The organism is Oleiagrimonas citrea, from assembly GCF_012395255.1.
GTDB classification, from domain to species: domain Bacteria; phylum Pseudomonadota; class Gammaproteobacteria; order Xanthomonadales; family Rhodanobacteraceae; genus Oleiagrimonas; species Oleiagrimonas citrea.
This window is the reverse complement of sequence record NZ_JAAZQD010000001.1, coordinates 803,996-825,209: the sequence shown is the minus strand read 5'-3', so window position 1 is coordinate 825,209 and position 21,214 is coordinate 803,996. Positions and strand designations below refer to the sequence as shown.

Annotated in this window: 19 protein-coding genes, 1 tRNA gene and 1 pseudogene; 12 read left to right on the top strand and 9 right to left on the bottom strand. The window is 64.1% G+C overall.

Features of this window, described 5'->3' with window-relative positions:
* Positions 1 to 164: 164 nt before the first annotated feature.
* The 10 genes and pseudogenes from thrS (at position 165) to HF690_RS03620 (ending at position 8,127) form a co-directional block, all read left to right on the top strand.
* A complete protein-coding gene (thrS, locus tag HF690_RS03660; protein WP_168608456.1) occupies positions 165 to 2,066 on the top strand; it encodes a threonine--tRNA ligase in 1,902 nt (633 codons plus the stop codon).
* Between the two features lie 41 nt (positions 2,067 to 2,107).
* On the top strand, positions 2,108 to 2,638 hold the full coding sequence (infC, locus tag HF690_RS03655; protein WP_113065991.1) for a translation initiation factor IF-3: 531 nt from the start codon (positions 2,108 to 2,110) through the stop codon (positions 2,636 to 2,638).
* Positions 2,639 to 2,851: 213 nt separating this feature from the next.
* Complete coding sequence (rpmI, locus tag HF690_RS03650; protein ID WP_043099924.1) at positions 2,852 to 3,049, top strand: 50S ribosomal protein L35; 198 nt, start codon at positions 2,852 to 2,854, stop codon at positions 3,047 to 3,049.
* Between the two features lie 19 nt (positions 3,050 to 3,068).
* A pseudogene (rplT, locus tag HF690_RS15050) lies at positions 3,069 to 3,419 on the top strand (50S ribosomal protein L20); the annotation flags it as partial.
* Positions 3,393 to 3,752 carry a helix-hairpin-helix domain-containing protein gene (locus HF690_RS15180; protein ID WP_338042870.1) on the top strand — a complete coding sequence of 120 codons (360 nt, stop codon included), beginning with the start codon at positions 3,393 to 3,395 and terminating at the stop codon, positions 3,750 to 3,752. The pseudogene rplT and the gene HF690_RS15180, both read left to right, overlap by 27 nt.
* Positions 3,753 to 3,884: 132 nt before the next feature.
* Positions 3,885 to 4,880 (top strand): phenylalanine--tRNA ligase subunit alpha, encoded by a 996-nt coding sequence (pheS, locus tag HF690_RS03640; protein ID WP_168608455.1) that lies wholly within the window; start codon positions 3,885 to 3,887, stop codon positions 4,878 to 4,880.
* A gap of 87 nt (positions 4,881 to 4,967) precedes the next feature.
* Entirely contained in the window at positions 4,968 to 7,349 is a 2,382-nt protein-coding gene (gene pheT, locus HF690_RS03635; protein WP_168608454.1) for a phenylalanine--tRNA ligase subunit beta, read from the top strand.
* Between the two features lies 1 nt (position 7,350).
* Positions 7,351 to 7,650, top strand: coding sequence for an integration host factor subunit alpha (ihfA, locus tag HF690_RS03630; protein ID WP_113065987.1), 300 nt, complete (start codon positions 7,351 to 7,353; stop codon positions 7,648 to 7,650).
* Positions 7,631 to 7,987 (top strand): MerR family transcriptional regulator, encoded by a 357-nt coding sequence (locus HF690_RS03625; RefSeq protein WP_113065986.1) that lies wholly within the window; start codon positions 7,631 to 7,633, stop codon positions 7,985 to 7,987. The genes ihfA and HF690_RS03625 overlap by 20 nt, the downstream gene beginning before the upstream one ends.
* Positions 7,988 to 8,050: 63 nt before the next feature.
* Positions 8,051 to 8,127, top strand: a tRNA-Pro gene (locus HF690_RS03620).
* Positions 8,128 to 8,298: 171 nt separating this feature from the next.
* On the opposite strand, the gene HF690_RS03615 is transcribed toward HF690_RS03620, so the two are convergent.
* Complete coding sequence (locus HF690_RS03615) at positions 8,299 to 8,664, bottom strand: cupin domain-containing protein (protein ID WP_168608453.1); 366 nt, start codon at positions 8,662 to 8,664, stop codon at positions 8,299 to 8,301.
* A gap of 35 nt (positions 8,665 to 8,699) precedes the next feature.
* On the bottom strand, positions 8,700 to 9,935 hold the full coding sequence (gene serA / locus HF690_RS03610; RefSeq protein ID WP_168608452.1) for a phosphoglycerate dehydrogenase: 1,236 nt from the start codon (positions 9,933 to 9,935) through the stop codon (positions 8,700 to 8,702).
* 136 nt (positions 9,936 to 10,071) lie between these two features.
* Here serA and HF690_RS03605 point away from each other — a divergent pair, with 136 nt between their 5' ends.
* Positions 10,072 to 11,457 (top strand): FAD-binding oxidoreductase, encoded by a 1,386-nt coding sequence (locus HF690_RS03605; protein WP_168608451.1) that lies wholly within the window; start codon positions 10,072 to 10,074, stop codon positions 11,455 to 11,457.
* 78 nt (positions 11,458 to 11,535) lie between these two features.
* On the opposite strand, the gene HF690_RS14990 is transcribed toward HF690_RS03605, so the two are convergent.
* The 3 genes from HF690_RS14990 to HF690_RS03590 form a co-directional block, all read right to left on the bottom strand.
* Entirely contained in the window at positions 11,536 to 12,411 is an 876-nt protein-coding gene (locus HF690_RS14990; protein WP_205300790.1) for a hypothetical protein, read from the bottom strand.
* Positions 12,412 to 12,748: 337 nt separating this feature from the next.
* Positions 12,749 to 13,228 (bottom strand): hypothetical protein, encoded by a 480-nt coding sequence (locus tag HF690_RS03595; RefSeq protein WP_168608450.1) that lies wholly within the window; start codon positions 13,226 to 13,228, stop codon positions 12,749 to 12,751.
* A gap of 65 nt (positions 13,229 to 13,293) precedes the next feature.
* On the bottom strand, positions 13,294 to 13,644 hold the full coding sequence (locus HF690_RS03590) for a hypothetical protein (RefSeq protein WP_168608449.1): 351 nt from the start codon (positions 13,642 to 13,644) through the stop codon (positions 13,294 to 13,296).
* Between the two features lie 399 nt (positions 13,645 to 14,043).
* Between HF690_RS03590 and pip the strand changes: the two genes are divergently transcribed.
* Positions 14,044 to 14,997, top strand: a complete 954-nt coding sequence (pip, locus tag HF690_RS03585; protein ID WP_168608448.1) for a prolyl aminopeptidase — start codon at positions 14,044 to 14,046, stop codon at positions 14,995 to 14,997.
* A 500-nt stretch (positions 14,998 to 15,497) separates the two neighbouring features.
* Here the strand turns inward: pip and HF690_RS03580 are convergent, their stop codons facing one another.
* The 4 genes from HF690_RS03580 to HF690_RS03565 form a co-directional block, all read right to left on the bottom strand.
* On the bottom strand, positions 15,498 to 15,725 hold the full coding sequence (locus HF690_RS03580) for a hypothetical protein (RefSeq protein WP_113065369.1): 228 nt from the start codon (positions 15,723 to 15,725) through the stop codon (positions 15,498 to 15,500).
* A 205-nt stretch (positions 15,726 to 15,930) separates the two neighbouring features.
* Positions 15,931 to 18,741 (bottom strand): lamin tail domain-containing protein, encoded by a 2,811-nt coding sequence (locus HF690_RS03575; RefSeq protein ID WP_168608447.1) that lies wholly within the window; start codon positions 18,739 to 18,741, stop codon positions 15,931 to 15,933.
* Between the two features lie 114 nt (positions 18,742 to 18,855).
* Complete coding sequence (upp, locus tag HF690_RS03570) at positions 18,856 to 19,503, bottom strand: uracil phosphoribosyltransferase (RefSeq protein WP_113065367.1); 648 nt, start codon at positions 19,501 to 19,503, stop codon at positions 18,856 to 18,858.
* A 142-nt stretch (positions 19,504 to 19,645) separates the two neighbouring features.
* On the bottom strand, positions 19,646 to 21,148 hold the full coding sequence (locus tag HF690_RS03565; RefSeq protein ID WP_168608446.1) for an aminotransferase class III-fold pyridoxal phosphate-dependent enzyme: 1,503 nt from the start codon (positions 21,146 to 21,148) through the stop codon (positions 19,646 to 19,648).
* Positions 21,149 to 21,214: the final 66 nt, after the last annotated feature.

Here is a 21,214-nt window from a genome sequence, read left to right as displayed (position 1 = left end):
CTAGCTTTCACATGACCCGAAACACGAACAAGGTGGCCCGCAGGTAACTGCCGGTCGAGTGTGCGACATGGACACTACGAACTTCCGACACTGATTTCTCGCGCCGGGCTTCCACCATGGGGCGCTGCGCGCCCTTTTTTATTGTTCGCAAGAAAGTTTTCGTCATGATCCAGATCACGCTTCCCGACGGCAGCAAGAAGCCGTTCGAACATCCCGTCTCCGTGCAGGACGTGGCCGCCTCCATCGGCGCCGGCCTGGCCAAGGCGACCCTCGCAGGCAAGGTCGATGGTCAGCTGGTGGACGCCAGCTACACCATCGATCACGACGCCGGACTGGAAATCGTCACCGACAAGAGTCCCGAGGCGCTGGAGATCCTGCGCCACTCCACCGCGCATCTGCTGGCCCAGGCCGTGCAGCGCCTGTATCCGGGCGCGCAGGTGACCATCGGTCCGGTGATCGACAACGGTTTCTACTACGACTTCGCCTACGAACGGCCTTTCACGCCGGAAGATCTGGAGAAGATCGAGGCGGAGATGAAAAAGATCGTCGGCGAGAAGCTGCCGGTGACGCGCAGCGTGAAGTCGCGCGACGACGCCGTGACGTTCTTCCGCGACATGGGCGAGGAGTACAAGGCCGAGATCATCGAGTCGATCCCCGCCGACGAGGAACTGTCGCTGTACACGCAGGGCGAGTTCACCGATCTGTGCCGCGGCCCGCACGTGCCCGACACCGGCAAGCTGCGCTCCTTCAAGCTGATGAAGGTGGCCGGCGCCTACTGGCGCGGCGATTCCGACAACGCGATGCTGACGCGCATCTACGGCACCGCCTGGATCAACGACAAGCAGCTCAAGGCCTACCTGCACCAGCTGGAAGAGGCCGAGAAGCGCGATCACCGCAAGATCGGCAAGGCCATGGATCTGTTCCACCAGCAGGAGGAAGGTCCGGGCATGGTGTTCTGGCACCCCAAGGGTTGGGCGCTGTGGCAGCAGGTCGAGCAGTACATGCGCAAGGTTTACCGCGACTCCGGCTACAAGGAGGTGCGCGGCCCGCAGATCCTGGACGTGTCGCTGTGGAAAAAATCCGGCCACTGGGACAACTACCAGGACAACATGTTCTTCACCGAGTCGGAGAAGCGCACCTACGCGGTCAAGCCGATGAACTGTCCGGGCCACGTGCAGATCTACAACGCCGGCCTGCACAGCTACCGCGATCTGCCGATCCGCTACGGCGAATTCGGTGGCTGCCATCGCAACGAGCCGTCCGGCGCGCTGCACGGCCTGATGCGCGTGCGCGCCTTCACCCAGGACGACGGCCACGTGTTCTGCACGCCCGAGCAGGTCGAGGCCGAAGTGACCGCCTTCCACGCCCAGGCGATGAAGGTCTACGCCGACTTCGGTTTCGAGCGCATCGAAATGAAGATCGCGCTGCGCCCGGACGACCGCATCGGCTCGGACGAAGTGTGGGACGCTTCGGAAGAGGCGCTGCGCAGCGCCCTGCGCGCCGCCGGCGTCGAATGGGACGAGCTGCCGGGCGAGGGCGCGTTCTACGGCCCGAAGATCGAGTACCATATGCGTGATTCGATCGGCCGCGGTTGGCAGGTCGGCACCATGCAAGTCGACTTCTCCATGCCCGAACGTCTGGGCGCCGAATACGTCGACGAGCACAGTCAGCGCAGGCATCCGGTGATGCTGCATCGCGCCATTGTCGGTTCGATGGAGCGCTTCATCGGCATCCTGATCGAGCACCATGCAGGCCAGTTCCCGGCCTGGCTGGCGCCGGTGCAGGCGGTGGTGATGAACATCACCGATGCACAGGCGGATTTCGCTGCCGAGGTGGCGCAAGTCCTTGTCGAGAAAGGTTTCCGCGTGGAAGCGGATTTGCGCAACGAAAAAGTCGGCTATAAAATCCGCGAACATACGCTGTCGAAGGTGCCGTACCTCCTGGTCGTGGGCGACCGCGAGAAGGAAGCCGGCGCCGTCTCCGTGCGTAGCCGCTCGGGCGAGGACCTGGGCAGCATGCCGCTGGCGGATTTCGCTGCGCGGCTGGAGGCCGAGAGCCGACGTTGATCGGCTCCGGTCATTCTTAGGCATCATTTGGAGGACGAGGTATCGCCATCCCCGACAACAAGCGTAATCGTCGCAATCACGAGATCCGTGTGCCCAACGTCCGCGTTATCGACGCAGACGGCGAGCAGGTCGGCATCGTGTCCCGCGACGAGGCGTTGAATCTGGCCGAGGAGGCCGGTCTCGATCTGGTCGAGATTCAGCCCAATGCCGACCCGCCGGTCTGCCGCATCATGGACTTCGGCAAGCACAAGTTCGAGCAGCAGAAGAAGGCCAACGCGGCCCGCAAGAAGACCAAGAAGATCGAGATCAAGGAAGTCAAGTTCCGTCCCAATACGGACGTGGGCGACTACCAGATCAAGTTGCGCAACATCCTCCGTTTTCTCGAGGATGGCGACAAGGTCAAGGTCACCATTCGTTTCCGCGGACGGGAAATGGCGCACCAGGAGCTCGGTCGCGAACTGGCTTCGCGCGTGCAGCAGGACGTCGGCGAGCTGGGCGTGGTCGAGCAGTTCCCGCGTCAGGAAGGCCGCTTGATGGTGATGATGCTGGCGCCGCCGAAGAACAACGCCTGAGGCGTTCCGCGCCGCAGCGATGACGGACCTTCCGCTTCCGTGGCGCGCCACGGAAGCGGTACCGCGCGAGACTTCCCTCCCGCGCGGGGTTCATAGTATTATTCGTGATTCGGCCCGATTTGGACGGGCCATGACAAGCCGATCCGGGCAGGACGGAAAGCGCCACCCAGTGGCCGCCGGGGTCAGTCGAAGAAACAACTCAAGGGAATCATCATGCCCAAGATCAAGACCAATCGGGCCGCGGCCAAGCGGTTCCGCAAGACCGCGACCGGCAAGTTCAAGGCCGGCCATGCCTTCAAGTCGCACATCCTGACCAAGAAGTCGACCAAGCGTAAGCGCGGCCTCCGCGCTCCCAACCACGTGCGCGACTGCGACAGCAAGTCCGTCGCCCGCATGCTGCCCTACGCGTAAGGATCAGGAGTAGACCACCATGGCACGAGTCAAGCGGGGCGTTATCGCCCGTCGTCGTCACAAGAAAGTTATCGGTCGCGCGAAGGGCTATTACAACGCCCGCCGCAAGGTTTATCGCGTAGCCAATCAGGCCGTCATCAAGGCCGGCCAGTACGCCTACATCGGCCGCAAGCAGAAGAAGCGCCAGTTCCGTTCGCTGTGGATCGTGCGTATCAACGCCGCCGCGCGCATGTTCGATCTGTCCTACAGCCGCCTGATCAACGGCCTGAACAAGGCCGGCATCGAGGTCGACCGCAAGGTCCTGGCCGACATCGCCGTGCACGACATCAAGGCCTTTGGCGCCATTGCCGCGCAGGCCAAGGCCGCGCTGGACGGCAAGGCTGCGCCGAAATCGGCTGCCAAGCCCGCCGCGAAGAAGGCCGCTGCGCCGAAGAAGAGCTCCGCCAAGGGCGACGACCTGACCAAGATCGAGGGCATCGGCCCGAAGATCGGTGAGGTTCTGGCCGGCCAGGGCGTGGACAGCTTCGCCAAGCTGGCCGAGACCAGCGTCGAGAAGCTCAGCGAGATCCTGCACGAGGCCGGCAGCCGCTACGCCTCGCACGATCCGGGCACTTGGCCGCAGCAGGCCGAGCTGGCCGCCGCGGGCAAGTTTGACGAGCTGAAAGCGCTGCAGGAAGAGCTCAAGGGCGGTCGCGTCGCCTGAGCCAGTGCATTGCCGCCACGCGCGGCGATCGAAGCAGTATCCTCATGCGGGGAAGGGCGCGAGTCCTTCCCCGCATGCGTTTGGAGGGGGCGGACGGCCCGCTCGCCAGGAACCCCGACAGGTCCCAGATCGATGAGCGATATCGAATCCCAGGTCCGCGACGCCCTCGCGGACATCGAACGAACCGACACGCTGGACGCGCTGCAGGCGCTGCGCGTTGCCTTGCTGGGCAAGTCCGGCAGCATCACCGCGCAGCTGAAGACGCTGGGCAAGCTGGCGCCGGAAGAGCGCAAGGCGGCGGGCGCGGCGATCAACCAGGCCAAGGGGCGTGTCGCGCAGGCGCTGGACGCGCGTCGTGACGCCCTGCAGGAAGCCGCGCTGGAACAGCGGCTGGCTTCCGAGCGCATCGACGTCACGCTGCCCGGTCGTGATGGCGGGCGCGCCGGTCTGCATCCGGTCACGCGCGCGCTGGAACGCATTGCCGACATCTTCGAGCGCCTCGGCTACCAACGTGCCGACGGCCCCGAAATCGAGGACGACTGGCACAACTTCGAAGCGCTCAATTTCCCGCCGAACCATCCGGCGCGGACCATGCACGACACCTTCTATTTTCCCGACGGTCGCCTGCTGCGCACGCACACCTCGCCGGTGCAGGTCCGCGCGCTCAAGGACCGCCAGCCGCCGGTGCGCATCATCGCGCCGGGCAAGGTCTACCGCAGCGATTCGGATCAGACGCACTCGCCGATGTTCCACCAGATCGAGGGCCTGCTGGTCGACGAGACCTCCAGTTTCGCCGATCTGAAGGGCACGCTGGTGACCTTCGTGCGCGCCTTCTTCGAACGCGACTTCGAGATGCGCTTCCGGCCCAGCTTCTTCCCGTTCACCGAGCCGTCGGCCGAGCTGGACATCCGCTGGGAGACGGGCGACGGCAGCGAGCGCTGGATGGAGGTGCTCGGCTGCGGCATGGTGCATCCGAACGTGCTGCGCAATTGCGGCATCGATCCGGAACGCTACACGGGCTTTGCGTTCGGCATTGGCGTCGAGCGTTTCGCCATGCTGCGCTACGGCGTGACCGATCTGCGTGCCTTCTTCGAGAACGACCTGCGTTTTCTGCGGCAGTTTGCGTGAACGGCCGCGCGGGGATGCCCCGCGCGCAACCACGGCGCGCCACCCCGCGCGCACGTCCGACCCTGATACAGAATTCCGGCGCTACACATGAAATTTTCCGAGAAATGGCTGCGTGAACTGGTGGACATCCCGGCGGACCGGGAGGCGCTGCTGCGACGGCTGACCATGGCCGGCCTCGAAGTCGAGGACGTCGAGTTGCTGGGCGCATCGCTGGATGGCGTGGTGGTGGGCGAGATCGTCGCCGCCGCACCGCATCCGGACGCCGACCGCCTGCAGGTCTGTTCGGTGGAAGCGGGGCTGGATGCGCCGTTGCAGATCGTCTGCGGCGCGCCCAATGCCCGCGTCGGTCTGAAGGCGCCGCTGGCCACGGTCGGCGCGACGCTGCCGGGCGGCATCCAGATCAAGAAAGCCAAACTGCGCGGCGTGGAATCGTTCGGCATGCTGTGCTCGGCGAAGGAACTGGGCGTGGACAGCGACGCCTCCGGGCTGATGGAGCTGCCGGCCGAGGTGCGCGCTGGTGCGCCGCTTACCGAAGCGCTGGGGCTGCCGGACGCGGCCATCGAGATCGGCCTGACGCCGAACCGTTCCGACTGCCTGGGCATGTGGGGGCTGGCGCGCGATGTCGCCGCGCAGTTCGACAGCGCACTGAAGATCGAGCCGCCGCCGGCGGTGGCGGTGGACAGCGAGGCTTCGCGCGATGTGCGTCTCGACGCCGGCGCCGACTGTCCGCGCTACCTGGGTCGCATCGTCGAGGGCATCGATCCGTCTGCACCGACGCCGCTGTGGATGGCCGAGCGCCTGCGTCGTGCGGGTCTGCGACCGATCAGTGTGGTGGTCGACGTCACCAACTACGTCATGCTGGAAACCGGTCAGCCGCTGCACGCCTTCGACAACGACCGGCTGCAGGGCGCGATCACCGTGCGCCGTGCTGCCGAAGGCGAGAAACTCACGCTGCTGGACGGCAACGAGGTCGCGCTGACGCCCGAATTTCTGATGATCGCCGATGCATCCGCGCCGCTGGCCGTGGCCGGCATCATGGGCGGGCAGGCATCCAGTGTTACGGACGCCACCCGCAACGTTTTCCTGGAAAGCGCGCATTTCGCGCCCACGGCGATCAGCGGTCGCGCGCGCAAGCTGGGTCTGCATACCGATGCCTCGCACCGCTTCGAGCGCGGCGTCGATCCCGAGTTGCCGCTGCAGGCCCTGGAGCGCGCCAGCGCGCTGCTGTGCGAACTGGCGGGCGGTCGCGCCGGTCCGCGGCTCGGCGCCGAGCGGCTGGAGGACCTGCCCAAACGCGAGGCCGTCGCGCTGCGTCGCGCGCGGCTGACGCGCGTGCTGGGCTTGCAGATCGAGGACGCCGCCGTGCGCCGCATCCTCGAGGCGTTGCAGTGCACGGTGGAGGACACCGAGGACGGATGGCGCGCACTGCCGCCCAGCCACCGCTTCGATATCGAGCGCGAAGAGGACCTGATCGAGGAAGTCATCCGCATCCACGGTTACGAGCACATCCCGACCCACGCGCCCAGCGGCGAGCTGGCGCTGAAGGCCGATCCCGAAGAGCGCCTGAAGCCGCTCGACCTGGGGCGTCAGCTGGCCTCGCGCGATTATCAGGAGGCCCTGTGCATGGCCTTCGTCAACGCCGAGCTGCTGCAGGACTGGGGACTGGGCACCGATACGGTGGCGCTCGCCAATCCGCTGTCGGCGGATCTGGCGGTAATGCGCCCCTCGCTGCTTCCCGGGCTGATCGAGGCGCTGCGCCGCAATCGCGCGCGGCAGCAGGCGCGGGTGCGCCTGTTCGAGCTGGGCAACACCTTCCGCGCCGGGGCTGATGCGCCGGTGCAGACCATGGAACTGGCCATGGTCGCCTGCGGATCGGCGCATGCCGAGCAGTGGGGGCAAGCGGCACGCGACGTCGATTTCCACGACATCAAGGGCGACGTGGAGTCCGTGCTGGCGCTGTGCGCCGCGCCGAGGGCCTGGTCGTTCGATGCCGAGGCGCTGCCGCACTGGCTGCATCCGGGCCGCGGTGCCCGCGTGCTGCGTGACGGCGAAGTCGCCGGTTACGTCGGCGTGCTGCATCCGCGCCTGGCGGCGGCGCTGGACCTGGAGACCGACGTGCTGGTCGCGCAGCTGCAGCTGGAGACCGTGCTGCCGCGAACGCTGCCGCACGCACAGCCGGTTTCGCGCTATCCGTCGGTGCGCCGCGACCTTGCGGTCGAGCTGCCGGAAACCGTGTCCTGGGGCGCCGTCGATGCCTGCGTTCGCGGCGCGTTGGGCGCACGATTGGCGCAATTGCTGGTGTTTGACCGTTATAGCGGCAAAGGTTTGGGTGATGGACGCAAAAGTCTCGCTATGGGCTTGATTTTACAGGACGCTTCACGCACTCTTACAGACGAGGACGCGGACCAGTGTGTAGCCGATGCGTTGGCTGCACTGGAACGTGATTGCATGGCGCGACTGCGAGGTTGAAATGGCGCTGACCAAGGCAGACATGGCCGAGCGACTGTTTCTGGACGTTGGCTTGAACAAACGCGAAGCGAAGGAATTCGTGGATGCGTTCTTCGAGGCTGTTCGCGAAGCGCTCGAAAAGGGGGAGCAGGTCAAACTGTCGGGTTTCGGCAATTTCGACCTGCGCCAGAAGAATCAGCGCCCCGGGCGCAACCCGAAGACCGGCGAGGAAATTCCCATCTCTGCCCGTCGCGTGGTGACGTTCCGTCCGGGCCAGAAGCTCAAGGTGCGAGTCGAAGGCTATGCTGGACCCAGGCAGTAACGCAGAACTTCCTGTCATCCCCGCCAAGCGCTACTTCACGATTGGCGAGGTGAGCGAGCTGTGCGCCGTCAAGCCGCACGTGCTGCGCTACTGGGAGCAGGAGTTTCCGGCCCTGAAGCCGGTCAAGCGGCGCGGCAACCGACGCTACTACCAGCGTCACGACGTGCTGATGATCCGTCAGATCCGTTCGCTGCTGTACGAGCAGGGTTTCACCATCACCGGCGCGCGCGCGCGACTGGAAGGCGGCGAGGCCCAGGTCGAGTCCAGCATGTCGCAGCAGATCGTGCATCAGGTGCGCATGGAGCTGGAAGAAGTCCTCGATATTCTTCGTCACTGATCGCGGACGGCTATCGTAATCGGTCGCGATCAGCTAGAATCGCGCCTCTTGTTTGCCGCCCGTCGGGGCGTAGCGCAGCCTGGTAGCGCACTACAATGGGGTTGTAGGGGTCGCGAGTTCGAATCTCGCCGCCCCGACCAATGCGGCAACAGATTCCAGAAACCGGCGTCCGAGAGGGCGCCGGTTTTCTTTTGTGCCCGAATTCAAAGAGGGCGAACGGGGTTTGGCGCGCGGCCGGCCGGGCGCGAAGTGCACGCCGATGGCATGCGATTCCGGGGAGGGGGCCTGCGCCGTGCGGCGCGCAACGGCCTTCAGATCCAGCGGTCGTTGTCGGCGCGCAGACGGGAGTCCTTGGCGTCGCCGGTGTTGACCACGCCGCGCGGCTCGATCAGCAGGACGTGGCATTCATCCTCGGCGTAAGGCTGATGCTCGACGCCACGCGGCACGACGTAGAGTTCACCGGCTTGCAGGGACACGTCGCCGTCCCGCAGGCGGATCGACATCGCGCCCTGCAGCACCAGGAACAGTTCGTCGGTGTCGTCGTGCTTGTGCCAGACGAAGCTGTTCTGCAGCTTCACCACCTTGAGCTGGTAGTCGTTGAGCTCGGCGACGACGCGCGGCGACCAGTGCTCGCTGAACTGTGCCAGCTTCTCGGCCAGGTTGACGACATCGTTCATGTCCAGATCTCCTGCTCGGTGGCAGTGCGCGTGCTTCAGTACAGCAGGCGCGTGCGCAGCGTGCCATCGATGGCGGCCAGCTGCTCCTTGATGCTCTCGGCCGCCGCTTCGGTGGCGCTGATGTCGATGACCACGTAGCCGATCTCGCCGTCGGTCTGCAGGTACTGGCCGTCGATGTTGATGTCATCGCGCGAGCACACCTCGTTGACCCGCGACAGCATGCCCGGGACGTTGCGGTGAATGTGCAGCAGACGGCGGCTGTCCGGGTGCCCGGGCAGCGCCACTTCGGGGAAGTTCACCGCTGACAGGGTCGAGCCGTTGTCGCTGTAGCGGATCAGCTTGGCGGCGACCTCCTGACCGATATTGGCCTGCGCCTCCTGCGTGCTGCCGCCGACGTGTGGAGTCAGCAGCACGTTGTCGAGATCGCGCAGCGGCGAGACGAACTCCTCGCCCTTGCTCTTGGGTTCGCGCGGGAACACGTCCACGGCGGCGCCGGCCAGATGACCGCTGCGCAGGGCCGCGGCCAGCGCGTCGATATCGACCACGTTGCCGCGCGAGGCATTGATGAGCATGCTGCCCGGACGCATCGCCGCGATCTCGGCCGCGCCGATCATGTTGGCGGTCTCCGGCGTCTGCGGCACGTGCAGCGTCACCACGTCGGACGCGGACAGCAACGCGTTCAGACTGTCCGCGCACTGCGCGTTGCCCAGCATCAGCTTGGATTCGATGTCGTGGTACAGCACGCGCATGCCCAGCGACTCGGCCAGCACGCCGACCTGGGTGCCGATGTGGCCGTAGCCGACGATGCCGAGCGTCTTGCCGCGCACCTCGTAGCTGCCGTCGGCCGACTTCAGCCAGTCGCCGCGGTGGGCGGCAGCGTTGCGCTCGGGGATGCGCCGCATCAGCAGAATGGCTTCGGCCAGCACCAGTTCAGCCACGCTGCGGGTGTTGGAGTAGGGCGCGTTGAACACCGGAATGCCGCGCAGGCGCGCGGTGTCCAGCTGCACCTGGTTGGTACCGATGCAGAAGCAGCCGACCGCGAACAGCCGCCGCGCTTGGCCGATGACCTCGTCGGTCAGCTGCGTGCGCGAGCGCAGACCGACCATGTGTGCGTCCTCGATCGCCGCCAGCAGTTCGTCGTGCGGCAGCGCCTTGTCGTGGTACTCGATGCGCGTGTACCCGGCGGCCTGGAAGGCCTCGACTGCGGTCGGACTGACGCCCTCCAGCAGCAGGATCTTCAGGTCTTCGCGCGGAAACGAGGTCTTGGGCATGGCGTGAGCGGCTACGTGCAGGGTGAAGTCTCGACTATGCCAGAAGCACCGGTGGCGGCGGAAATGACGATTCGTCGCGGGTGACGCGTGTCGCGTGCCGTACACTCGGGGTTTCGATGCCGCGCCTGTCACCGCCATGTCCGACGTCCTCGCTTCCCTGCGCCAGCTGCTCCCGCCCGAACGCGTGCTGACCGAGCCTTCCGATCTGGAACACTACGGTCGCGACTGGACCCGCCAGTACCCGCCCGCGCCGCTGGCCGTGGCGCTGCCGGAAAGCATCGAGGAGGTGCAGGCGCTGGTGCGCTGGGCGGTCGAACAGAACGTGGCGCTGGTGCCTTCAGGCGGCCGCACCGGCCTCTCTGGCGGCGCGGTGGCGATGCACGGCGAGGTGGTGGTGTCGATGCAGCGCATGCACCGCATCCTCGACTTCGATCCCATCGACCGCACCATGACCGTCGAAGCCGGCGTAGTCACCGAGACGCTGCAACAGGAGGCGCGCGAGAAGGGGCTGTACTACCCGGTCGATTTCGGCAGCCGCGGCTCCAGCCAGATTGGCGGCAACATAGCGACCAACGCCGGTGGCATCAAGGTGATCCGCTACGGCCTGACCCGCGACTGGCTGGCCGGCGTGAAGGTCGTCACCGGCACCGGCGAGGTGCTGGAATGCAACCGAGGATTGGTCAAGAATGCCACCGGCTACGATCTGCGCCATCTGTTCGCCGGCTCCGAAGGCACGCTGGGCCTGATCGTCGAAGCCACGATGCGCCTGACCGACCCGCCGCGCGCGCCGCAGGTGATGGTGATGGCGGTGCCCGACATGGACAGCCTGATGCAGGCCTTCGCCATGTTCCGCGAACGCCTGCCGCTGACCGCGTTCGAGTTCTTTACCGACAAGGCGCTGGCGCACGTGCTGGCGCACGGCGGCAAGCGGCCGTTCGACAGCGAAGCGCCGTACTACGTGCTGGTCGAATACGAAACGCCGGACGACGCCACGGGCGAGGCCGCCCTGGCCGCGTTCGAGCACGGCGCCGAGCAGGGCTGGTTGATCGACGGCGTGATGGCGCAGAGCGAAACGCAGGCGGCGGAACTGTGGCACCTGCGCGAAGGCATCACCGAATCGCTGGCCGCGCGCACGCCGTACAAGAACGACGTCTCCGTGCGCGTGTCGCGTGTGCCGGCCTTCCTTGCCGACATGCAGGCCCTGTTCGCCCGCGAGTATCCGGATTTCGAGGTGGTCTGGTACGGCCACATCGGCGACGGCAACCTGCACATCAGCGTGCTGCGCCCCGAGGCGATGGCGATGCAGGACTTCGTCACCGAATGCGGCCGCGTCACCGGCATGCTGTGCGAGGTGCTGCAACGCCACGGCGGCAGCATCTCCGCCGAGCATGGCGTGGGGCTGCTGAAGAAACCCTATCTGGACACGATCCGCACGCCCTCCGAGATCGAGCTGATGCGACAGGTGAAGCGGGTGTTCGACCCGCACGGGATTCTCAATCCGGGGAAGTTGTTCGATGCCTGAGGCACCTTAGAAGGTTTCAGGCATTGGCTTAATTCCCTCCGTCCCCTTTTCGTTCTACTGCGGTGCGTGCGCAGTATTTTAATTACTTGTCTTATTTGCTGAGCGATTACGCAGTCTACGTAGTCGTACACGACCACCGATACGCTCTTCAATCTGCTCGATATTGATATTCTCGCCATCAATAATCGAAGCTAAAATATGTGCATGATCAGGGCTTCGGTGGAATATCTCCACGTCGCATAATTCCGGAATTTGTTTTGCTGACGAAAAAGCTTTTTCAATAGCGGCCTCGGATCGACCGCCCAAGCAGATATCAATGTCCCTGCTCGGAATTGTTCTTCTGAGGAAATCTTTGCGGCTGTCAAGATACTTCCTATGTTCCAGCCGTTGTATGGCATATCGCATGCCTTTTAGCTCTTCGAGTATAAATTCTTGTCCTGAAACTTCCTTTTTTTGCAATTTAGCTACAGTGAATTCTCCGAAATGCTTGAGGAATGTCGTGAAATTCTTATCTTGTGTGGCCTTTTCATGTGTAGCTGAAATTTTGGCGGAAAGTTTTTCTTTGAACTCAACGATTTTAGAAAAACGAAGGTCTCTCGGGTACTCGATATGTTCTATCGCAGATGTATCGAAAGAGTATGATGTTTTATCATCTTTAACGATTATGGTTGGTTTATCAAATGCTAAGCGCAGGCCTAATTCAAACATCACATTTGGGTTTTTGCCGCTGACATCACATACAACAATAGGGTTATCGTATAAGTTCTGAATTATTCTTTTGTGGATGATTCCGACGTCATCGGCGTTGCTTACCAAATTTGCCGAGAAATTGGCGTCTTCAACGGCCTCGGTAATGATCTCAAGAACATCTGCCCAGTGCGACTCGGTGCAGCCGTCGATCTCAGATATGGGCATGACGATGCCGCAGATTGCCTTGATATGTTCATCGGTCACAGTTCTATCCCCCTGTCAGAGCAAACTTGAATCTACCCCTCTTCGGGGTTGTACCGAGTGTGGCCTTTACGGCCACTTCTATCAACTAGGTTAGCCTGCATGTAACCCATCGGTTTTTGTACTTTGTTTTATGTATAACAAATTTTTGCGGGGTCTTGTAGGTTGTAAAGCCCAGTTCAGAGTACACTTTTTGAACGACCGCTTCGGGTCAGAATCAGCCTGCTGCAAGAAATTGTCCCTGACACCTTTTATCCTTTGACGGCTCCGCCCCCAAGCGAAGCTAGAATTGCACCGGCAATTGACCACACTGAAGGTTCGGTCATAAGGCAAACAAGGTCTAACGCTGGAGTTGAGCGGCGGCGGAGCCGTCCGCCTCGAACGATCTGTTAGCCTGTGCGACGCACTCGCGCAGGCGACGTGCGATCTGCTCGCCGGATTGGTTGCCCAGGATGATGAACTCCAGACGCCGTTCAAGCGTTTGAACAATTACTCGTCCGTCATGGGGGTAGTAGCCCATTCCCCATTTCTTGCGGGGGTTGTAGGTCACTGATGTGATCTCGGAGAGACTAAATATGAAGTTCGCTCCGTTTTCGCGGAGCAATTGGCGATCTGAGACATACGAGCGCGGATCATCCAGGTCGCCCTGAACTGCGAGAGAGTGGGTGATCGAGCTAGCTAACCCAATGCCGCCCTCGACGGACGTCAGGCCTCGGCAGACTTGCCCGCGAATATTGTCTGCAGCAACAGAAACCAGGTACGTACGGTTGAGTATTAACCCGTAATACTGCATTGCGACGAAGGACCACATGTCTTTCATAGGGCTAACGCCGGAAGTAAGCCGCGCGGGGCTTTCCCGCGTCGGCTTGGCTAACTTGTTAGAGTTCACCGCGCAAGCGCCCAAAGTGCACAACCAAGGGCGACAACGGCAACGCCACTCGACACATACAGGAGGCTTATCAGTTTGGCCATTTTACGTTGTAGTTGAGTGGCAGAATGCTCAAGTCCCTGAATGATCTCTTCAAGCTGCCGCGCAAGTCCTTTGATGGATTCTGCATTTGCAACAGCAGCACCTTGGAGCTCCTTAATTTGCGTTTGAGCGACGGCGAGTGGCTCCGATGCCTCTGGAGCATCAGGCTTGCTCTTTTCGGGTCGAGACGTGAATGCCGGTATTGCAACGGTTGCAATATCCCTGACGTATGGAAACGATGCCTTTAGTACGGTTACCCAACTCACAGAAACACCCCCCTTATGGACTCTAACGCTTATTCGGCGTCGTAGAGACGCGTTGCGCCCCAGTATGGGATATGCATCCGCTGGCGGCAATCAGGTAAATCCTACTTTCTGTCAAAGGCTTGTCTGCTTCTACGACACCTTCGCAGCGATTAGGCTGACGACGTTATGCGACAGCAGGAGGGTGTATGAGTTACGCAGGACAGGATGTCGGTGTAACGGGGTGAGCCGGCCAAGCCAACGGCCGCTTCGGGTCTTGGATTTAACGATCGACGCAACAGTCTGTCGATATCGCTCGGCTGATCAAAACGGTTGGATAAGACTTCGGGTCATGCGAGGTTTCAAAGCCAAGCGACAAGCGCGGTATCCTTGGCCCTTTCGTACCCGACAATGGAGCCATCCATGCCCAGCGACCGCCGCACCCTGTATCCGGAAATCGAACCCTACGACAGCGGCATGCTGCCGGTGTCGGGTCTGCACACGCTGTACTACGAGCAGTGCGGCAACCCGGATGGCAAGCCGGTGGTGTTTCTGCACGGCGGACCGGGTGGTGGCTGCAATGCGGATTGTCGGCGGTTCTTCGATCCGGAGGCGTATCGCATCATCCTGTTCGATCAGCGCGGTTGCGGGCGTTCGACGCCGCATGCGGAGCTCACCGAGAACACTACTTGGCATCTGGTCGCCGATATCGAGCGGCTGCGCGAGCATCTGGGCGTGGACCGCTGGCAGGTGTTCGGCGGGTCGTGGGGTTCGACGCTGGCGCTGGCGTATGCGGAGACGCATCCGGACAAGGTCAGCGAGCTGGTGCTGCGCGGGATCTTCATGCTGCGGCGCTGGGAGTTGGAGTGGTTCTACCAGAAGGGCGCCGACGCGATCTATCCGGATGCGTGGGAAACCTATGAGGCGGCCATTCCCGAGGCCGAGCGTGGCGACATGATGAGCGCCTACTACCGCCGCCTGACCAGCGACGACCGCGCCACGCAGTTGGCCGCGGCCAAGGCGTGGTCGGTGTGGGAGGCGGGCGGCAGTTTCCTACAGCCGAACCAGGACTACATCGACACGGCGGGCGGCGATGCCTTCGCCACCGCCTTCGCGCGCATCGAGTGTCACTACTTCGTGCACGGCGGCTTTTTCGAGCATGACGATCAGTTGCTGCGCAACGCGGATCGGCTGGCGGGCATTCCGGCGGTGATCGTGCAGGGGCGCTACGACGTGGTGTGCCCGATCCGCAGTGCCTGGGATCTGCATCGCGCGTGGCCGCAGGCGGATCTGCGCATCGTGCAGGATGCGGGGCATTCCAGCTTCGAGCCGGGCATTCTGCACGAGCTGATCGAGGCGACGGATCGTTTTCGCTGAGCGGCGGAGGCTCTGCGTCGCGGGGATGCTTTTTTCGGCCATCATCCCGGCGAACGCCGGGATCGCGTGCCTTTAGCTTTTCAGTGCACGCGAAGTCGCTGGGTTCCTGTTTTCGCAGGAATGACGAAGGATGGAGCTTGTTCGCAGATCCTTGTGGCGGAGGTTACGCGCAGCGGGGTGTTCCAGCAGTCTTCATCCCAGTGGAAGCCGGGATCGCGTGACCTGGCTTTTTCAGCGTGATCCAGCAGTCACTGGGTTCCTGCTTTCGCAGGTAATGACGGCAGGATGGAGCTTCCTCGCAGGTCAGTGCCGCTGCCATGCGATGCGGTGCCGGTGTGATGCAGTGCCGTGTCGGCGTGGTGCCAGTGCAGAGTCGGTGCGGTGTCGACGGTCGCGCTCTTGGCTACCCTTGAAACGCTGAACGCCCGGCAGAACCGGGCGTTCAGTCGAATGCGACGCGTGGATGGCGTCGCACCGGCGCGCGCGAGGCGCGGCCGGGATCACTTCTTGGCGGTCGTCGCCTTGGCAACAGCCTTCTTCGCGTGCTTGGCGTGGTGCTTGGCCATCTTGTGATGATGGTGGTGCGCCTTCTTGTGATGCACGGCTTTCTTGGTGGCGGTCGCGGCCGGCTTGGCTTGCGTGGTGGCGGCCAGGACCGGTTGGGCCATGAACGCGGTGCAGAACAGGGCAGCGGCGGCGACGGCCGTCATCTTGGTGTGGATCGACATCGAGGAATCCCCGAAAAGAAACCGGCGGAATTGCCGGCGAGAGAAATCCTACGCCTGAGGAGATTCTCCGAACATCCCCCCGCGAAAACTTTTTAGTCTTCGTTCATCGAGGCTGATGTAGGTCGGGGCTGGCGCAGGTTCCCGCGCACAAAAAAGGACCCGCCGAGTGGCGGGTCCTTGGATCGGGCGATGCCCGTTTGCGGACTCAGTGGCCGTGATGGCCGTGGTCGTGGTCGTGACCATGGTGGTGGCCGTGCTGATGCCCCCACCAGCCGTGACCATGCGGGCCGTGCGGGCGCGACAGGTCGAGCACGAAGCCGTCGTGATCGGATACGCCCACGGCTTTCTCCAGACCGGTGGCGTTATAGGCCTGGTACTCGGTCTCGTCCGGTGCGTCGAGGTCGCCGCGGCCGTACTCGAAGCGCTGGAAGTAACGCTGCGCGACAGTGTTCAGCAGCGCCTGATCGAGCACCTGCATCACCGGCACGTCACGCGTGGCGTAGCCCTGGATCGAACCCAGCTGTTCGGTGTAGAGGAACGAGTAGCGCTGGTTCTTCGGCAGCGAACGCACCGCGTTCCACAGCGCCGGATGGACGATGTTGCCGCCCAGGTCCAGCAGGTTGGCGCTGTCGTCGTAGGTGCCGGCGATGGCGCCGACTACATCGACCCAGCCATCGGTGAACTGGTAGGCGTTGAAGTCGCCCATCACGATCAGCGGCATGTTGCGGTAGCGCGGATCGGACTGCAGGGCCTGCACGAACTGCGCGGTCTCCTTGGCCTGCAGGAAGCGTTTCTCGCGGTTGCGGTCGGCGCTGCTGCCGCTGTCCACGCCGATACGCGACTTCGGATGCACCGCTAGCACGTGGAAGGCGAAGCTGCCCGGACCGCGCAGGCGGCCTTCCAGCAGCAGCGGCGGACGATCCTGCAGGAAAGCCGTCTGGCCGCCCTTGGACGGGTCGTTCCAGGTGGTGTCACCGCCCAGCTGCTGGATACCGGTGACCATGACGCGCTCGCTGCGCACCAGGAAGCCGACGTCGATGCCACTCGGGTCATGGCCTTCGATCAGGTACGGCGTGTAGTTCGTGCCCCAGTCGCTGTTGAGCTGATCGGCCAGCTGCTGCAGAACGTTGATGTTCTCCACTTCCTCCACCGACAGCACGTCCGGCTTCTTCAGCACGCCGCCGATGTACTGCGACAGGCGCTGCAGCTTGATCGCCAGCTGCGCCTCGCTCGGCTCGCCACGGTCGCCGCAGGTATAGGTGGTGTTGCCGGCCACGGTGTCGCACAGGCGCAGCAGGTTGAAGTTGCCCAGGCGCAGCGTGCCCATGCCGACGCGGTCGTGTACCGGGCGCGGCATCGGGTTGTCGTGGGTGACCTGGATCGACGACGGCCACAGCTCGTAGTCGCCGTAGTCGTAGCTCATCACGCCGGTCGCGGTGAAGCGCGAGCCGCCGTTGTAGCCGGTGCCGTTGGGTACGGCGCCGAGCGCGTCGGCATCGACCTCGAACACTTCCGGGTTGCCGTCCCACACGCCGGAGTTCACGTCCGACGGCTGGTCGCCGTAGGGCACGCCCTGGCTGCGCAGCGAGCGCACGCCGCCGGCGCTGGCGAAGAACTCGGCGTAACGGTCGCCGCTGTAGCTCTGGTTGCCGCGGTCGACGATGCCGTGGGCGACGGTCACGCGCATGCCTTCGAAGCACTCGAAGTTGGTGGTGCCGCAGGACAGGTGCGCCGGGTCGCTGGACGGCGTGTTCTTGTCGAACACGACGGCGGCGGGCAGGGCGTTGTCGTGGCTGTCGACGGTGACCGTGGCGCTGCTCAGCTCGGTCAGGTCGTAGTACTCCGAGACGCGGGCGAGCACGTCGACCGCATCGCCGACGGCGACGGTCGGCGCGCTGCCGGTGTAGACGTAGACGCCATTGGAGGTCAGGCGGTTGTGATCGTCGCGCGCGTCGGGCGTCTGGATGAAGAAGCCGTTCGGACCGATCGCGGTGACGATGTTGTCCAGCGTGCGCACCTTCTGGCCGACATATGGCGAGGTGCTGCCGCTGCCCTGGATGTCGAAGATCTCGACCGTGGCGATGTCGTCGTTGAGGATCGCGCCGATGGCCTGGCCGTTGCCGATGGACAGGCCGGTCGAGGCATCGCTGAGGCGCAGGAAGAAGTCCTCGTCGGACTCGACCTTGGTGTCGCCGTGCACGGTGACGTCGACGGTTGCCGTGGTCGCGCCCGGCGCGAAGCTGACGACCTGGTCGAGCGCGTCGTAGTCGTGGTCAGCCACGGTGGCGGTGTCGTCGGCTGTGGTCACGCGCACGCTGGCGCCCGTCGCCGGAGCGGGCTCGCTCAGGGTCAGGGTGAACTGCAGGCTGCGATCGCCGCTGTTGCCCTCGGTCACGGAGGCATCGGCCACCGAGACGCTGAAGCCCACAGCGGTGCAGGTGCTGGCCGCGTCGTGCGGATCGGAAGGCTGCTGCAGCGCGAAGTCGGTCGCGTTGTCATCCGTGTCCTGGATGGCGCCGTTGGCGTCGGCCTTGCGCGCGTAGCTGCGGTCGGCGTTGGTCGAGCCCAGCGAGCTCAGGCGGGTGCCTTCGCCGAAGGCCGAGCCGGCGCTCAGGCCGATCTGGTCGATGACGTTGCCGCTGGCGTCGGTCAGTGCCAGGCCGCCGGTGTCGGTCACGCCGGTCTTGTAGTGGATGTCGCCGGCGACGCTGCCGGAGTAGCCGTTGCTGGCGGTGTTGGTCAGCAGCAGGAAGCAGCCCGGCGCGATGGTGGTGCCGGAGGGCAGCGTAGCGCGGGTGCCTACGGTGCCCGAGGCGTTGGACGCCTGGAATTTGTAGCCGCCCACGTCCACGGCGGATGCGCCGCCGTTGTGCAGTTCGACGAATTCGTCATTGCCGCCCTGCGGTCCGCGCACGCGGAACTGGCTGATGGTCAGATCCGAGGCCATGGCGGGCATCGCCGCCAACAGCATCGCCAAAGCTGCGCCGAACAGGGCGCAACGTCCATTGAGTCTCATGTTCAACCTCCCCATTTCCATGTCGAAAAGACCTACCTTCCCCCCAAGATAGGCCGACGATCTTACGTCGGTGTGACGCTGCGTCCTTCAGCGTGCAGGCCCCGGACCGACGGGTCAGGCGGATGCGGCGGTGTCCTGCCGCGTGCCGAAGATACGGTCGCCGGCATCGCCCAGTCCCGGCAGGATATAGCGATTCTCGTTGAGCCGCTCGTCGATGGACGCGGTGTAGATCTCGATGTCCGGGTGCGTGGCGATGACTCGATCCAGGCCTTCCGGCGCGGCGACCAGGAACAGGCCCTTGATGCGCTTGCAGCCGGCGGCCTTGAGCATGTCGACGGTGGCGATCAGGGTGCCGGCGGTGGCCAGCATCGGGTCGACGATCATGGCCGTGCGCTCGTCCATGCGGCCGGTGAGTTTCTCGTAGTAGGTCGTCGGCTGATGCGTGGTCTCGTCGCGCTGCAGGCCGACCACGCTGACCTTTGCGGCGGGAATCATGTCCAGCACGCCCGGCAGCATGCCCAGACCCGCGCGCAGAATCGGCACCACGGTGATCTTGCGGCCCTTGATGCGCTGCACGGTGACCGGTCCGGCCCAGCCTTCGACCTCGGTGTCCTCGGTTTCCAGGTCGCGGGTGGCCTCGTAGGTCAGCAGCGAGGCGATCTCGCCGCTGAGTTCGCGGAAATGCTTGGTGCTGAGATCCGCCTGGCGCATCAGGCCGAGTTTGTGGCGGACTAGCGGATGGTCGACTTCGACGATCTTCATGGGTGTCTCGTTCCGTAGGGTCGTGGTGTTCTCGACACAGCATAGTGCCAGCCGTGCGCGTGATGGAGCGAACGGCATGCATGGAAAGGGCGCGCCGGTCGAACCGGCGCGCCCCAGGTCTTGCTTCGCGTTGGCGCTGCGATCAGGCCGCTTCGGCGTTCTGCTTGCGCGGACCTTCCAGCAGGGCGTGACGCACGCGGTCGACGATCAGGTCGATCTCGGCCTCGGTCACGTTGAAGTGCGGGGTGAAGCGCAGCGAGTTGGTGCCGCCGTGGATCACGCCCAGACCGTGCTCGCGCAGGTATTCCTCGGTGGAATCGGCGCCGTAGCACTTGAAGCTCGGGTTCAACTCGCACGAGAACAGCAGGCCGGTGCCCTGCACCTTGGTGATGAGGCCGTCGAGTTCGTCCTTGAGCTGATTCAGGCGGTCGACGAACTGCTGGCCACGCTCGCGGATGTTGTGGCGGACGCTGTCGTCGAGCTGGCCCAGCGTGGCGCAGGCTACGTCCAGCGCGCGCGGGTTGGCGGTCATGGTGTTGCCGTACACACCCTTGCGGTACAGCTTGGCGGTGCGCTCGTTCACGGCCAGCACGGACAGCGGGTACTGGCCGGCGTTCAGCGCCTTGGAGTAGGTCTCCATGTCCGGCGCTTCCAGATGCTCGAAGCCCGGATAGTCGACGAACGACAGCACGCCCTGCGTGCGCAGGCCGGCCTGGATGGAATCGATCAGCAGCAGCGTGCCGTGGGTCTTGGTCAGTTCGCGCGCGGCGGCGTAGAACTCCGGCGTCACGGCGCGGCCCGGATCGCCTTCGCCCATCACCGGCTCCAGGAACATGGCCTCGATGTGCCAGCCCTGCTTGTCCGCCTCGGCGAAGGCGTCCTTGAGCTGCTGCACGTCGTACGGTTCGACGATGATCAGCTCCTGGTCGGCCACGGCGAAGCTGGCCAGATACTTCAGGTAGGTGGCGCGGGTCGAGTCGGAATACTTCGCCGGCAGGCTGGTGCGGCCGTGAAAGGCGCCGCGCACGGCCAGGCGCTTGATCTTGCGGCCGGCGTGCTTGCCGCCCTCAGCGGTCATTTCCTTGCTGTTGATGTCGGCGAAGCGGCCGGCCAGGCCGACGGCTTCGGAACCGGAGTTCAGGCACAGGAACTTGGCGTACGGGTTGCCGCCCTGGCGGCTGCGGCCGATTTCCTTGTTCAGGGCTTCCGCCATGCGCATCTGCGCGATGCTCGGCGTCATCACGTTGGCCATGACCTGCGGCTTGCTCAGCGCAGCATGCACGGCTCCGTTGTTGTGGCCGAAGCCGAGCATGCCGTAGCCGCCGTTGTCGTGAACCACCGCGCCCTTCAGCGTGACGATCCACGGACCGCGCGCAGCGGCCGGCACGTACGGATTGACGGCGTCGTCCGGGTAGAAGTTGATGAAGCCGGCCTGGGCCTGCTGCAGCTGGTCGTTCTCGTCCAGCTTCAGGAAGTCCTCGAAATCGGCGCGCAGTTCGCGATGACGCGCCAGCGCGTCCTCGATGGCGCCGGCCAGCGCCGGATCGTTGGCGGCGAATCGCTCGATGGTGGCGTCGTCCAGCCCCGTGGTGCGTTGTGCACCGCCGAAATCGCGCATCTCACGCAACATTTCGATCGGACCCATACCTGTCTCTCCTCCAGTGGTGGGCAGCGCGGCGTCGTGCTTTATGCGGCGCTAAGTGCCTATTGA

Bases quoted from the DNA above. Each gene is read 5' to 3' on its own strand.
- thrS (WP_168608456.1), top strand. From the start codon at position 165: ATGATCCAGATCACGCTTCCCGACGGCAGCAAGAAGCCGTTCGAACAT.
- rpmI (WP_043099924.1), top strand. From the start codon at position 2,852: ATGCCCAAGATCAAGACCAATCGGGCCGCGGCCAAGCGGTTCCGCAAG.
- pheS (WP_168608455.1), top strand. From the start codon at position 3,885: ATGAGCGATATCGAATCCCAGGTCCGCGACGCCCTCGCGGACATCGAA.
- pheT (WP_168608454.1), top strand. From the start codon at position 4,968: ATGAAATTTTCCGAGAAATGGCTGCGTGAACTGGTGGACATCCCGGCG.
- ihfA (WP_113065987.1), top strand. From the start codon at position 7,351: ATGGCGCTGACCAAGGCAGACATGGCCGAGCGACTGTTTCTGGACGTT.
- HF690_RS03625 (WP_113065986.1), top strand. From the start codon at position 7,631: ATGCTGGACCCAGGCAGTAACGCAGAACTTCCTGTCATCCCCGCCAAG.
- HF690_RS03615 (WP_168608453.1), bottom strand. From the start codon at position 8,664: ATGAACGATGTCGTCAACCTGGCCGAGAAGCTGGCACAGTTCAGCGAG.
- serA (WP_168608452.1), bottom strand. From the start codon at position 9,935: ATGCCCAAGACCTCGTTTCCGCGCGAAGACCTGAAGATCCTGCTGCTG.
- HF690_RS03605 (WP_168608451.1), top strand. From the start codon at position 10,072: ATGTCCGACGTCCTCGCTTCCCTGCGCCAGCTGCTCCCGCCCGAACGC.
- HF690_RS03595 (WP_168608450.1), bottom strand. From the start codon at position 13,228: ATGAAAGACATGTGGTCCTTCGTCGCAATGCAGTATTACGGGTTAATA.
- pip (WP_168608448.1), top strand. From the start codon at position 14,044: ATGCCCAGCGACCGCCGCACCCTGTATCCGGAAATCGAACCCTACGAC.
- HF690_RS03580 (WP_113065369.1), bottom strand. From the start codon at position 15,725: ATGTCGATCCACACCAAGATGACGGCCGTCGCCGCCGCTGCCCTGTTC.
- HF690_RS03575 (WP_168608447.1), bottom strand. From the start codon at position 18,741: ATGAGACTCAATGGACGTTGCGCCCTGTTCGGCGCAGCTTTGGCGATG.
- upp (WP_113065367.1), bottom strand. From the start codon at position 19,503: ATGAAGATCGTCGAAGTCGACCATCCGCTAGTCCGCCACAAACTCGGC.
- HF690_RS03565 (WP_168608446.1), bottom strand. From the start codon at position 21,148: ATGGGTCCGATCGAAATGTTGCGTGAGATGCGCGATTTCGGCGGTGCA.